The sequence below is a fragment of the Caballeronia sp. ATUFL_F2_KS9A genome (assembly GCF_023630765.1).
Taxonomy (GTDB): domain Bacteria; phylum Pseudomonadota; class Gammaproteobacteria; order Burkholderiales; family Burkholderiaceae; genus Caballeronia; species Caballeronia zhejiangensis.
Genome location: NZ_JALQEK010000056.1, coordinates 86,878 through 100,668, shown reverse-complemented (window position 1 = coordinate 100,668; position 13,791 = coordinate 86,878). Strand labels below are relative to the sequence as shown.

Annotated in this window: 11 protein-coding genes; 3 read left to right on the top strand and 8 right to left on the bottom strand. The window is 62.4% G+C overall.

Annotated features, from left to right (window positions below; all coding sequences use genetic code 11):
• The 4 genes from NCS67_RS31465 to NCS67_RS31450 all read right to left on the bottom strand — a co-directional run bounded on the left by NCS67_RS31465 (position 1) and on the right by NCS67_RS31450 (position 5,061).
• Entirely contained in the window at positions 1–1,194 is a 1,194-nt protein-coding gene (locus tag NCS67_RS31465; RefSeq protein ID WP_250437904.1) for a Gfo/Idh/MocA family protein, read from the bottom strand.
• Complete coding sequence (locus NCS67_RS31460) at positions 1,194–2,519, bottom strand: Rieske 2Fe-2S domain-containing protein (RefSeq protein WP_175982127.1); 1,326 nt, start codon at positions 2,517–2,519, stop codon at positions 1,194–1,196. The genes NCS67_RS31465 and NCS67_RS31460 overlap by 1 nt, the downstream gene beginning before the upstream one ends.
• Positions 2,520–2,560: 41 nt before the next feature.
• On the bottom strand, positions 2,561–3,523 hold the full coding sequence (locus tag NCS67_RS31455) for a PDR/VanB family oxidoreductase (protein ID WP_250437903.1): 963 nt from the start codon (positions 3,521–3,523) through the stop codon (positions 2,561–2,563).
• Between the two features lie 185 nt (positions 3,524–3,708).
• Positions 3,709–5,061, bottom strand: a complete 1,353-nt coding sequence (locus tag NCS67_RS31450) for an MFS transporter (protein WP_008345585.1) — start codon at positions 5,059–5,061, stop codon at positions 3,709–3,711.
• A gap of 234 nt (positions 5,062–5,295) precedes the next feature.
• Here NCS67_RS31450 and NCS67_RS31445 point away from each other — a divergent pair, with 234 nt between their 5' ends.
• Positions 5,296–5,883 carry a MarR family winged helix-turn-helix transcriptional regulator gene (locus NCS67_RS31445; protein ID WP_033535651.1) on the top strand — a complete coding sequence of 196 codons (588 nt, stop codon included), beginning with the start codon at positions 5,296–5,298 and terminating at the stop codon, positions 5,881–5,883.
• Between the two features lie 176 nt (positions 5,884–6,059).
• On the opposite strand, the gene NCS67_RS31440 is transcribed toward NCS67_RS31445, so the two are convergent.
• Positions 6,060–6,209: a hypothetical protein gene (locus NCS67_RS31440; RefSeq protein ID WP_250437902.1), complete on the bottom strand. Its 150-nt coding sequence runs from the start codon at positions 6,207–6,209 to the stop codon at positions 6,060–6,062.
• 117 nt (positions 6,210–6,326) lie between these two features.
• On the opposite strand from NCS67_RS31440, the gene NCS67_RS31435 reads away from it, so the two are divergent.
• Positions 6,327–6,524, top strand: a complete 198-nt coding sequence (locus tag NCS67_RS31435) for a hypothetical protein (protein ID WP_250437901.1) — start codon at positions 6,327–6,329, stop codon at positions 6,522–6,524.
• Between the two features lie 343 nt (positions 6,525–6,867).
• Here NCS67_RS31435 and NCS67_RS31430 read toward each other — a convergent pair whose 3' ends face one another.
• Positions 6,868–7,311, bottom strand: coding sequence for a response regulator (locus NCS67_RS31430; protein WP_144403563.1), 444 nt, complete (start codon positions 7,309–7,311; stop codon positions 6,868–6,870).
• Between the two features lie 207 nt (positions 7,312–7,518).
• The gene (locus tag NCS67_RS31425) at positions 7,519–9,210 is read right to left on the bottom strand and encodes a methyl-accepting chemotaxis protein (protein ID WP_250437900.1); all 1,692 of its coding nucleotides are present in this window, start codon (positions 9,208–9,210) and stop codon (positions 7,519–7,521) included.
• Positions 9,211–9,684: 474 nt separating this feature from the next.
• Between NCS67_RS31425 and NCS67_RS31420 the strand changes: the two genes are divergently transcribed.
• On the top strand, positions 9,685–10,386 hold the full coding sequence (locus NCS67_RS31420; protein WP_008345595.1) for a TMEM175 family protein: 702 nt from the start codon (positions 9,685–9,687) through the stop codon (positions 10,384–10,386).
• A gap of 112 nt (positions 10,387–10,498) precedes the next feature.
• On the opposite strand, the gene NCS67_RS31415 is transcribed toward NCS67_RS31420, so the two are convergent.
• Positions 10,499–13,699 (bottom strand): bifunctional diguanylate cyclase/phosphodiesterase, encoded by a 3,201-nt coding sequence (locus NCS67_RS31415; RefSeq protein WP_250437899.1) that lies wholly within the window; start codon positions 13,697–13,699, stop codon positions 10,499–10,501.
• Positions 13,700–13,791: the final 92 nt, after the last annotated feature.

Sequence of the window (13,791 nt, the reverse complement as noted above, 5' to 3'; positions counted from 1 at the left end):
TCAACTTTCCTTTGTGATTGACGTTTCGCCGCCGATGAGCACGTCGCGCTGTTCGGCGCTCGAACGCAGCATCGCGAGGCAGATCTTCAGCGTGCCGCGCGCCCAGACGCCATCGTGCAGCGGAGCGGTCTCGCCGTGCACGGCGGCCATGAGTTCGTCGATGACTTCCGCGCGCGGCACCTCGGGCGCATCGAGCTCGATGCGCTCGCGCCGTTCGTCTCCATACACGACGATGCTATCGGGCATCGGCCGGAGATCGCCGCGCTCGCACGACACGATCAGCGGCCCGAAGTGCTGATGCCTGCGGGTATGGGCTGTCTTGGCGGCGGGCGCATAGGCGTTGCCGCCGTACGTGCCCGCAGCCTTGAGACGCGCCTCTTCTTCGCGCGACGCCACTTTCGCGAGCTTGCGCCGCGCGGCGCCATACTCGTCGGCGTTGCGCGTCTGACCCATTTCGCCGATCCAGCCGGTCCACTCGTCGGAATCGAAATGTCCATAGCCGTTGTAGGCAAGCGTCGCGAATGCGCCGTTCTCGAACCAGAGCGTCGCGGTGTACGCGCCTTCGGTCGGACGCGCCGTATCCCAGTTGCCGACGGCAGCCCGGATGCGCGTAGCACGGCTTCCGGCAAGCATTCGCACGATATCCACCTGATGCGCCGCCTGGCTGAAAACCGCGCCGCCGCCCTCTTCCGTTTTCAGTTCCTCCGGACGGCGCGGCCGGTAGAGATAGTCGGTGTAGTTGAGCGCCTGGATCATCTTCACGTCGCCGAACGCGCCCGATGCGATCAACTCGCGCGTTCGCAGATACGGCGTGTCGAAGCTATGGCAGTGACCGACGATGAGATGCACGTTCGCCTCGCGACATGCGGCGATCATGTCGTCGCACTCGGCGAGCGACAGCGCCATCGGCTTCTCGACGAGCACATGCTTGCCGTGCGCCGCCGCGATTCGCGTATGCGCCGCATGAAACTGATGCGGACTCGCGATGTAAAGCGCATCGATATCGGCGCGGCGCGCGAGCGCTTCGATGTCGTCGAAAGCGGGCGCGTCGAAATCCGCTTCGAACTGCGCGCGCGCCGTCTCGCGCGGATCGCACGCCCCGGCGAGTCGCACGCGCGCGTCGGCGAGAAACGTCGGCAGCATCAGCGAAAAGGCGCGGCCGAGGCCGACGATGCCGAGTCTGATCGTGGTCATCAGACCTGAACCTGATAGTTCGATTCGAGTTCCGGCGCTTCCTTGTCGACGGACTCCATCCAGACCGGATGCGCCGCGTATTGCTTCCAGTCCGTGTCCTTCGGCACCATCGCCTGGAACGAGCACACGCTGCGTGGAATGGCCTTCTCGCCGGTCCCGATGGCCGCCTCGCCGGACTTGAACGCCTCGAGCGCATCGAGCATGCGGCGGCGGAACTCGACCACGGCGACATCGCTCGCGCCGAGGCGCTCTTCGGTGCGATCCGCGATCGCGCCCATCGTCACCCACATGGCGATGTCCTGATTCGGGAAGCCCTTGATGCCGGTGAAGTTGCCGGCCTTCATGGCTTCGCGATCCTGCCAGAAACGGTTGTCGTGATTGCGCAGCGGCCGATAGTACTCGTCGAGATCGATGCCGACCTGCTGCCCCAGGAACTTGCGCCACGTCTCGGTTTCCGGCGTCTTGTCCGGATGGCCCCACGCCATGAAGTAGAACGCCGTGCTGTGGTCGTCGCAGGGCACGTTGATGTTCGCGACGTTGTAGAGGTTGTTCGGCGGGATCAGCGCGGTTGCCGGCGCGACGAACACGGTCGAGCGCACGTAGTCATGCGTAGCCGCGTTCTGTATCGGGCGGCGCAGCGCGGCATAGCGAAAGCCGTATTCGGTGCGATGCACCTGGAGGCGCGGCGCCTTGTCCGTCGATGGACGCAGCCAGTTCTTCGAGGTCGCTTCCGCGCCGCCCACACGCGCCGGCACGAAGTCCGACGAGTGCAGACTGGAGCTGTGCGCCGAATCGATCGCGCCTTCGAGAATCTGCGCCCAGTTGCACGGCAGGATCGCCTTGGCGATGCTCACGCGCGTGTCTTCGGTCGGCGCCCATGCCGGCGGCACGAACTCGGGAATGGCGTCCTGCGGGCCCATGTAAGCCCATACGAAGCCGCCCCACTCTTTCGTTTCATAGGCCTTGTGCTTGACCTTCTTCGTCATGTCGCTGCACGAAGGCTCCGAGACCATCTCGATCACATTGCCCTTCACGTCCATCTTCCAGCCGTGATAGAGACAGCGCAGACCGCAATCTTCGTTGCGTCCATAGACGAGCGACACCCGGCGATGCGGACAGTACTCGTCCATCACGCCGACATTGCCGTCGGTATCGCGGAAGACGACGAGATCCTCGCCGAACAGACGCGCCTTCACCGGCGCCCCGTCAGGTTCGCTGACTTCTTCGATGAGACACACCGGCGTCCAGTGACGGCGCATCAACTGACCCATCGGCGCATCGCCTTCGACGCGGCACAGCAATTCATTTTCTTCATGCGTGAGCATTTACGCTTCTCCTGACCAACCTATGCAGTGGGGAATGTTCTTCAGAGATCCAGCACCAGTTCTTCGCTCTTCGCACGCGATACGCAGATCATGATCTGATCGCGCTTCTCGTCCTCGCCGAGCACCATGTCGCGATGATCCGCTTCGCCCGCGCACAGCGTCGTGCGGCACGATCCGCAAGTGCCGCTTTCGCACGAGCTCGGCGCGCGGATGCCGTTGTCCCGCAAGATTTCGAGAATCGAGCGGTCCTTCGGAATCTCGAAAGAGCGGCCCGAGCGTTCCAGCTTCACGCTGAAAGGCGCGTTGTCGGCTGCGCGCGACTGATCGACGCCGAAGCTCTCGAAGTGCACGCTGCCGGTCGGCCAGTGCCCGGTCATGTCGCGCACGCCGTCCATCAACGCGCGCGGGCCGCAGCAATACACATGAGCGCCGCTCGCGGGCTTCTCGAACACGGGCCAGAAATCGAACGCTTGCGCGAGGTCGCCGTGGTCGTGATGAATGACCACATGCGGCTTCCATTCCGGGCCCGACAGTTCGTCGATGAAAGCGGTGGTCTCAGGGCTGCGCGAGACGTAGATGAGCTTGAAACGCGGGCCGTCGATGGCCTTCAGATAACGCATCATCGAGAGAATCGGCGTGATGCCGATGCCGCCCGCAACGAATACGAAACTGCGCGCGCGCTCGTTGAGCACGAATTCGTTGCGCGGCTCCGAGACGTCGATGCGATCGCCTTGCGCGAGGTCGTCCGCCATGCTGACCGAGCCGCCGCGACCCGCCGCGTCGCGCTTCACCGCGATCACATAGCGGTCCGTCTCGGCCGGATCATTGCACAGCGAATAGCTGCGATTCGCGCCGTTCGGCACGCGCACCGTCAGATGCGCGCCGGCCGTGAACGCAGGCAGCTCGCCGCCTGCGCCGTCACGCAACTCGAAACGGAAGATGCCTTCCGCCACCTGATCCTTCTTCGTCACCACGAGCGTCTTGAATGACAGTTCGTCGTTCATTGCACCGGCTCCCCTGCTTGTCGCCTCATTCGATCGAGCCTTCCCAGCGTCGATCACCATGACGTTTATATTAGATATCTAATCATTTATCGACAAGCGGGTTTTCCCTGAAGCGCGTCACCTCGTTACAAGAAAAAACGGCGCCTTCATGACGAAGGCGCCGCCGCTGCTGCGAGAATCGATGCTTACGAATGCTTTTCCGCGTGCTCGCGCAGCGTGTTGGCCGGCACGCCGATCAGCACGGCGAGTCCGCCCAGCATGACGATGGCCGCGATCGCCGATAGCCCGATGGCCAGACTGCCCGTCATCGTCTTGATCCAGCCGAGCGCGATGGGTCCGCAGAACGCGCCGACTTGCCCCAGGCAACTGATCGCGCCGATGCCCGCGGCGGCGGCGTCATCGGAGAGATAGGCCGGTGGAATCGACCAGATGATCGCGGCCGCGCCGAAGTACGAAATGGAGATCATGCCCAGACAGACGATGGCCGCTGTCGTATTGCCGGCCAGCACGGGCAGCAGGAAGCCGCCCAGCGCGCCCACCGCCGTACACAGGAAGAAATGCCAGCGGCGTTCCAGCGTCACGTCGGAACTGCGCGCGACCGCGAACATGCCGAGCGCGCCGATGATGTACGGCAGCGCGGACAGCAAACCGACGTTCAGCACGTCCGACACGCCCGCCTGACGGATGATGGTCGGCGTCCAGTAGTTGAGGATCGTGCCGCACAAAGGCACCGTGCCCCAGCCCGCCGCGAGGATATACACGCGCGGATCCTTGAGCGCCGCCAGCAACTGATGACGCGTATGTTTGGCGGGCTTTTTCTCGGCGCGGTCGGCGGCGAGCGCATCGAGGATGATCTTCTTCTGTTCCTCGTCGAGCCAGCGAGCGTCTTGCGGGCGATCGACGAGATAGAAGAACGCGACGATGCCCATCAGCAGCGCAGGCAGGCCTTCGAGAAAGAAGAGCCACTGCCAGTTCTTGTAGCCGAGCACGTCGACGAAGTTATGCAGGATCCAGCCCGAGAGCGGCCCGCCGATGATGCCCGCCGCGGCAATCGCCAGCAGGAAGCGCGATGTGATCCGCGCGCGCCGCGCGCCCGGATACCAGTACGTCAGATAGAGAATGATGCCGGGCCAGAACCCGGCCTCCGCCGCGCCGAGCAGGATGCGCGCGATATAAAACTGCGCCGGCGTGGTCATGAAGGCCATCGCGGTCGAGATGCCGCCCCACAGGATCATGATGCGGGAAATCGTGAGGCGTGCGCCGATCTTCTTGAGCCACAGCGTGCTCGGCACTTCCAGCAGGATATAGCCGATGAAGAACAGACTCACGCCGAGACCGTAAGCGGCGTCGGACAGACCGAGATCCTGCTTCAGATGCAGTTGCGCGAAGCTGACGTTCACGCGATCCAGATAATTGAGCACCCAGCAGACGAAGATGAACGACATCAGCCGCCAGGTGACCTTGTGATACGTGGCCTCTACACGCGCTGCCGCCGCGTCCGATTCCGATATGAATTGCGTGACTGTGGATTTGGCCACAAAGCGTCTCCGATTCCCATGCTCATGAGGACGATGCCCTGGCGCAGAAAGATGCCTCCCGCGACCCGGACATACTTATTTTTATTCGATATCTAATCATTATGGTAAGGAGACCGGCGCGCGCGGACAAGTTCGGGTTTGCACGGAGTTCTGCGCGCTTTGCAACGGATGCGGGCGCGACGGCTGCGCGGCTATGATGTCGGGAAGACCAACTGCATTCGGGAACGAACCGCCATGACACGAAAGAAGGCTGTGGAGGGCGCGCCCCGCGAGACCGCGGAGATGCTGCGCCATTGGCACGAATCGGTGCCCAACGATCGCCTCGCGCACCTTGTAAAGGACGCCACGCGCTCGATGGTGCGCGCACTGCAGATGCGGCTCGCCGAGCACTCGGTGTCGTTCGGGCACTGGACTTTCCTGCGCATTCTGTGGGAGAAAGACGGCCTGACGCAGCGCGAATTGAGCGAACAGGCCGGCGTGATGGCGCCGACGACCTTCGCCGCCGTCACTGCGATGGAGAAGCTGGGACTCGTCGAGCGTCAGCAGCGGCCGGACAACAAGAAGAACACGCATGTGTTCCTCACCGCCGAAGGGCGCGCGTTGAAAGACCAGCTCGTTCCGCTTGCCGAGGAAGTTAACGAGATCAGCGTGACGGGTTTGACTGACCGCGAAATCAAGACAGCGCGCAAGGTGCTGCTCACGATCATCGAGAATCTCGCGGATGATGAGTCGGGCTCGACCAATCCCATGCGACGCGTCTTATCGACGCGCGAACTGGGCAAGCTGATCGCCGAGCGCGGCGAGAGTTTTGAAGACGCGTGATGCGCCATAGCGCCTCCGCGCCGATCGCGTCATGCGACCTCGAACGGATCGATTGGGCGGTCATCCATCACGATTTCCGCATCGAGTTTTTGGGTGCTGATCGAGAAGCGCGCCTGGTGCGGGAATGACGTGCAAAGGGCGTTTTGGACGCTTGCTAATGGCCGGTCCCTTGCCGGTCACGATGGATTCGGCGGCGTCCGAGTGTTGCCGTCATCAGCCTCCGTCAACGGCAAATCCTGTTTCGGTTCGGCGGGCTTCGTATCGGGTTGCTTCGTCTTGTCGGTATCGACAACGTCAGTGCCGGGTTCGTTCTGCGGAATGGTCATGATCGGCTCCAATCGGTACGTGAATGTGAGCGCCTCGAGGCGCGCAACATCGACTGCAGCACGAAGAATGCCCAACGGCCGGAACACCGTTTGCTGTTCTTGAGAATCAAGACAACGATGGAGCCGATCATGTGCGCCGCACGAACGGAAAACAGCAAGCCGCCTCAGAATCCGATCGATTTCGACGGGCTCACCGATCTCGGTCCGGCACAGCCCAAGAACCCGCCCCACCGCGCTAACGAAGACGCTGAATTACGCGATCCTCCAAGTCCGGCCGGCGTGCCGTCCACTGGCGCGAATGAAGGACAACGTTGACGGCCGGCTCACGGAGGCTGGTCATGGTCCATCGTCGAATGCAAACGGCGGGCGCACCTGCTCGGGTGGGCGCACTCGATGCAGGTTCAGCGCGACATCCGCGGCATCGGCACGGCCCTCACGCGCGCACCGAGGCGGATGGTGAGTCCCAGCGACGGCCAGCCAGACGCATCGCGTAGTCGATTAAACGCGAGTCAGCATCCGGCCACCAGCCGCGCTCCATGCTCAGCGCCCTGCCGTCTACGCCGCCGTTCATGTAGAAACTACGCTCGAGCGCTTCTCGCAGAAGCCGAAAAAATCCTCTTGTGTCGCTTGCGAGCGACCAAGCAGAGCGCTCGCGCCATCATAGGGTTCTCTCGAAGATCGCGCCGAATCCGGATGTGTCCTTACCTGTCGGCGCGGCGCTGGCTAAAGGCGGCGCAATTTGAGCCAGCTTGTCTGCGAGCGCGGCTTCTGAAAACGGCTTCACGATATAGCCGCTCGCACCGGCGTTGATCGCGGCGAGCACGTTCTCGCGCCGCTTTTCGGCGGTCACCATCAATACCGGCAGTTCGGCCAGATCGGACTTGCGGATCTCCTGCAGGAGAGTCAGCCCGTCCATATTGGGCATGTTCCAATCAGTTATGACGAGATCGAACTGTTGCGTGCGCAACTTTTCGAGCGCTGACACTCCGTCCTCTGCTTCGTCGATGGTCGTATAACCGATCGCTCTCAGCATTTTCCGGATCAGATTGCGCATGGTGGCCATGTCATCGACCACCAACAAACGCGTGTGAGCATTTACCACCCTTTCCTTCTCCTTCATTTAAAGAAGCGCTCGCAAGTATTGGCTATCGCCCCTGCAAGATGCTTCGCACTATTGATTCACTACAACGGCCGCCTTTCGAGACGACGGTGTTGAGCGAGCCCAAGGACGTCCGATCGAGACAACGCGTCGAATTCGACGCAAGCCTTCGCCGCCGACTCAGGCCAAGGCATCGGCCGCCCGCCACGCTCAGAACGTCGACCAGTCGCCGTCAGCCGCCGCCGCGACTGCAACCGGCTTCTGCCCGCCCGAAGGCTTCGGCACGCGCGGCGTCGTCCCGCTCTTTTCGGCGAGTGCGGGTCGCGGCGTCTGAGGAGCGCGATGACTGATTGGCTTGACGGCGAGCGTCTGACCGGTGCGAAACACGCCTACGGCGGCGGTCAGTTGCTTCGCCTGATCCTCCATCGAACCTGCCGCGGCCGCTGCCTCTTCAACGAGCGCGGCGTTCTGCTGCGTCACCTCGTCCATCTGCGAGATAGCTTGATTCACTTGCTCGATGCCACGGCTTTGCTCGTTGGATGCGGAGGCGATCTCGCCCATGATGTCGGTGACTCGCTGGATCGCCGTGCCCACACGCTTCATCGTCTCGCCTGCCTGTGCGACGAGTACGGTCCCTTCTTGGACTCTTCCGCCTGACGTTTCGATGAGATCCTTGATCTCCCTGGCGGCCGTCGATGACCGCTGCGCAAGGTTGCGCACTTCGCTCGCAACGACGGCAAAGCCGCGGCCCTGCTCGCCGGCGCGTGCTGCTTCGACTGCAGCGTTGAGCGCCAGGATGTTGGTCTGGAATGCGATGCCTTCGATAATCCCGATGATTTCGGCGATCTTTTCGGAGCTCTGCTCGATGCCATCCATCGTCTGAATCACCTGACCGATGATGGCGCTTCCCTCGTTGGCGACCGCATTCGCGTTGTCCGCCAGTCCGCTCGCTTGCTGGGCGTTCTCCGAGTTTTGCTTAACCGTCGCCGTCAGTTCCTCCATGCTCGCGGCGGTTTCTTGCAGCGATGCCGCTTGCTGCTCTGTGCGACTCGAGAGGTCGGTATTGCCAGCCGCAATCTCAACAGCTCCAGATGATACGGATTCCGAACTTGTACGGATCGTGATAACCATGTCTTGCAGACCACGGCGCATGCTTTCGACTGCCGCGAGAAGGCTGCGGTCATCACCGTCCTTCAAGGGCGTTGGCGAACCGAGGTCGCCGCCTGCAATCTCCCGAACAACGCGCGCGGCAAACTCTGGTTCCCCGCCGAGGGCTCCGGTGACGCTGCGTATGATTTTCCACGCCAACGCAGCAATGACCAAGAGCGCTACGCCTATCAAGCCGGCAGTCTGAAGCGTCGTATGCAGGATGGTGGCGCTGATATCGTCGGTGAAGAATCCGGTGCCGATCCACCAGCCCCAAGGCTTGAACTCGACAATGCCGTTCATCTTGCCTGTCATGACGCCGGTCGATGGGTGGGCGGTGACCACCATCACCACGGGGATGTGCTCCTTGGCGAGCATCTCGCGATAGAACTCTGTGTCTGGCCGTCCGTCCGGCGCCTTGCCCAGCAGGATTTTGCCGATGTTCTCCTGTTTGCGATGAACGAGCGAGGTCCCATCCGGAAGGCGGGCCCAGAAGTAACTCTGATCGGAATGATTCATCCTGTTCAAAGCGGTCTTCGTTGCGGACTGCGCTTGCTCCGTAGTCATCGCACCGGCAACTTCCTGATTGTGATAATACTCAGCGAGGTGCTCGGCCATTTTCAACAGGTTGACTATCTCCGCCTGTTTCGCATCGAGCATTGCGCGTCGCTCGCTATAGACGCTGTATCCTCCGACTACGAGCAAAGCGATAAGCGCTGTGACGGCTAACAGTGTCAGCCGAGTAGAAACTTTCATTGCAGATTCCGTGTGCATGGTTGTGGTCGCGGCAATTCGCGGCGTCCTCCCTGCTAACGGCACTAACCGCAAGCACTTGAGTCGAGGATTGCGCCGGACATCCGGTTTTCGTCTGGCCGACCGCGGGACGCGCTGCGGACACGCTGCCGCGGTACGCGAGCGTTCCCCCGTCGGACGTGTTCAAAGGTCGACTTGACCCCTTTCAAGCCAAACTTCGTCTGCTCGGCCGGTATCGTGATGCCCAACCCCCGCTTGCGAACGCGTGGGCGGCACACCGAATGCTTCGAGTCTTTCCGCCGCGACGCCGTCGTCGCGGGGCCGCGTCAGACGGGTTCGGCGCTCGAGTCAGCCTTGCGAACGCGCGAGTCGTCCGGGCCGTGCTTCGTCGGCTGCCAATGAAGGCGGCACGCAAAGGAAAAGCGTTGCCGTTTTTCGGCCGGTGATTCTGATCTTGCCGAGCGCGAAAGGACTCAGATGATGCTACGTAACAGGCGTAAATCTGCCGACACGGAAACGCATGGTGCCGAGCGCGGACTCGACCGCTTCGAGGGATTCAGCGACGCGGTGTTCGCGATCGCGCTGACCCTGCTGATCGTCGAGATCAAGGTTCCCGGATCCCCGGAGGGCACGCATGACTACAGCGACCTGGCAAGCGCCATGGCGGAGCAGTGGCGCGAATATCTCGCGCTCGTTCTCTGCTATGTCGTGATCGGAGCCTACTGGCTGCAACACCATTATTCGGGTCGCATTTATGCAAAGAGCGATCACTGGTTCGGCGTAATCAACCTCCTGTTCCTGCTGGCGATCGTCGTCATTCCTTATCCGATCCGCGTGTGGTGCTTTCACCTCGGCACGGGCTTCGAGCCCGTCGCATCAGTAACCCTCGTTGCCGGTCTTGCCCTGACCGCCTGCACCTGGATGGCGAAGTGGTTCTATGCAATGCCAGGCCGCCGGCTGATGGACGAACGGCTCGCGCCGGATTTCCTCCAGCAGATGACGCGCCGCTACGGCGCTGCGACGCTGGTTCAGATCGCTGCAGTTCCCGTCGCGATCGCGGCGTGCCGCATCGGCGTGGCCATTGCACTGCTGTCCATCGCCTTCTTTCTGCTGCCACAGCCCACGCCGCGCTACAACCCCAGAGAGGAGCCGAGCGAGGCTGAGAAATTAGGCAAATAAAGGGGGCGCGCTGCCTCGAGCGGGATCGGCCAAATTCGGCCGTTTGCTCAATCCCGCTCGTCATTCCAGCAGAGTTCGACGGCTGCACGGGCGCCGGCCTCGATGCTTCGCCTCAAGCCGGCGAAGCATCGAGCGCCTCGTCCTGCCGCGCCCTGTTCCACAGCACCAATTCCTCGGCTGGGATCGCCGGTGCGAACAGGAAACCCTGCAACTCATCGCAGCCGATCTTGCGCAACACTTGCGCTTGATGGCCGGTTTCCACCCCTTCGGCCACCACGCGCAAACCAAGCTCATGCCCGAGATCGACGATCGCCTTGACGATGGCAAGATCGGCAGATGCGTCGAGCATGTCTCGCACGAACGCGCGGTCGATCTTCAGACGGTCGAGCGGAAACCGGTTCAGATAGCTGAGACTCGAGTAGCCGGTGCCGAAGTCGTCGAGCGAGAGCTTGACGCCTAGCCCGCGAATGGCGTGAATGGCTTGCGCGTAGTGTTCGGCGCCATCCATGAGAACCGTCTCGGTGATTTCGAGTTCCAGGCAATGCGGCGGCACGCCATGCGCGAGCAGACTCGTGCCAAGCGCCGCAACGAGCTCCGGCTCGCGTAGCTGGAGCGCCGAAATGTTGACGGACGCGCGTATTTCGAGGCCCTCTTCGTCGCGCCAGGCGGCAAGCTGCCGGCACGCTTCCTCGATCACCCACGCGCCAATGGCAACGATGAGGCGCGTGTCCTCCGCCACCGGGATAAACACAGCCGGACCGATTTCACCCAGTACCGCGCTCTTCCAGCGCAGCAGTCCTTCGACGCTCGCGAGCGCACCGGACCGCGCTTCGAGGCACGGCTGCCACTCGAGCCGCAACTCGCCGAACTCGATAGCCGTGCGCAAACACGTTTCCAGCGTGAGCCGATGCCTCGCCTGTTCGGCCATGTCGGCCGAGAAAAACTTGACCTGATTTCGTCCGGCAGACTTGGCCTGATACATCGCGGCGTCGGCGTTCTGCATCAACGTATCGATGTCTTCGCCATCATCCGGGTACAGTGCGACGCCGATGCTGCTCGCAACCTGCAGTGTCAGCCCGCTCACTTCATGCGCTTCGCGAAGCAGCGGGAGCAGCCGCTGTTCGATGCTGCGCGCCACTTCGCTCGCGTGACCGACTCCGTTGAGCAGCACCGTGAACTCGTCTCCGCCCAGGCGGCTCACGGTGTCGTGGGTGCCGACCGCATTGAGCAGGCGTCGCGACACGGACCGCAACAGGCCATCACCGATGTGATGTCCGAGCGAATCGTTGATGTTCTTGAAGCGGTCCAGATCGATGAACAGCACCGCGACGCGCTGCCGCGTTCGCTGCGCTGCTGCGATGGCAACGCCGAGTTTCGCGGCAAAGAGTGCACGGTTGGGCAGTTCGGTGAGCACGTCATGCTGCGCGAGAAACTGAATGCGCGCTTCGCTCTTCTTGCGGTCCGTGATGTCGATCAGCGTGCAGATGTAATGCGATACGGTGCCGCGCTTGTCGTGTACCGCGCTGATCATGAGCCACGCCGGATAATCACCGCCCTCGCGGCGGCTTATTTGCGCTTCGCCGTGCCAGGTGCTGCTGCGCCCGACGCGTTGCAAGAGGTTACCCAGCGGACCGTTTTCGTCTTCCTGCGCCTGCGTGTCGATGAAGGCCGGCGGCTTGCCCGCCACGTCGTCCATCCGATAACCGGTTGCGCGAAAGAACGAAGGATTCGCAGTGAGCAGACGCGCCTCGGCGTTCAGGATGACGATCGCCTCGGACGATGCCTCGAACACCTTGCCCCACAGTTCCAGCCGCTGCTCCATGAGCTTGATCTGATTGATCGGCGTGAAGGCGGTGAGAATGGCGTCGCGTCCCTGGAAGTCGAGACGGCGCGCCGACAGCATCGCCCAGCTCGGCTGCGAGGTCGCTTTCCAGTGAACTTCGAATTCGTCGATGGCTTCGCGGTCGGAAAGTTGCTGAAAGAAGCGCGCGCGGGTCGCGGAGTCGAGACCCTGAGCCCACGGGTCGGTGCTGCTCCCATTGAGCCAGAAGAGTCCAGGCGCATTGGCGTGCAATACCTCGTGGCCGGGAATGGCGGTGACGACCATCGGCACGGGCGTGGCTTCCACGAGCGCTGATTGCGCGGCCGACGCGCGGGCGGTCGCCGCCAATTCCTTCTGCACGACGCGTTCGCGATCCAGTTGCGCAAGCATTTCGTTGAAGCCGCGCACGAGTTGGCCGATCTCGTCCTGACTGTCCCAGTCGGCGCGCTTCGTGTGATCGCCGGTGCGGCGCACCACATCCATCACGCGCGCGAGTTTGCGTAGCGGCGACGAAATCTGCTGCGCGACGCAATAAACCAGTGTCAGGATGGCGCAGAGCAGGAAAAGCGCCGTGCCCAAATGCAGCCACATGCGCGAAAACAGGGCTTGCACGCGTGCATGCAGCAGGCCGTCTAGCTGCTCGCCGGTATCGCGCCAGAGGCCGTCTACGCTTTGAACGAGCGCTTGCTGCGCGCTGTCGACGATCATCAGCACAGCTGCATCCGGCGCCACGTTGTCGTCCACCACCACGCGCGCCGCATGCCTGAATGCCTCGACGGCAATGCGCATTCGATCGAACGACGGGCTGAGTGTGCGCTCGAATTGACGATTGGCCGCCCCCGCCTCGGCGTAGTCCGACCGCAAACCTTGCATGACCCCGTCGAGTTGCCCTTCGAGGACCAGATAACGCGAACGCACTTCCTCTCGCGAGCGCGCGTGAGCGCCGTCGTGCAGATGGCGCCCGATGCTGTTCACCGCGGTCAGCAGCGCGGGATAGCGCAAGATCGAGAGCGACATCGCGTAGTAGCTGTCGAGATCCGGGTCGAGAATCAGGTTCGACTGATTACCGATGCGCGTTATCAGATCGCGGGAGGCGGTCAGCGCCTGGTCCGTCGACGCGATCCCGACCTCGCGTTCGTGCGCCATCGTCTGCAGAGCGGTCCGCAGCGCGTTGCTGGGCTCCGCGCTTCCCATTTGCGCGCCGTATTGCTGCTCGGCACGAACGAGCCTGTCGATCTCGGCATCGAGCTGCGCCGCCGTCGGCGGTTTGCCCGCGCCCGCCATCGCGATGGACGTGATGCCATGTTCGACCTCGTGAACATACGCGTTGCCGACAATCTCCTTGTTCGAAAAATCGATCGCCAGATACTTTTCGTGAATCAGAATCCCGCTGATGTAGATCACCGCGCTGAGATCGAGCAGGTAGATGAGCAGCAACTTGTGCCCCACGCGCAAACGCGCGAGCAGCTTGAAGAAAGGATTCCGTTTCATGGGCGAGACGTTTGGAAACGTGCAAGAAGAGTCATGCAGGCGGGCGCTCACAGGGCAGCGAATGGCCGCCGGCGATCGTGTTCGCCCACCTA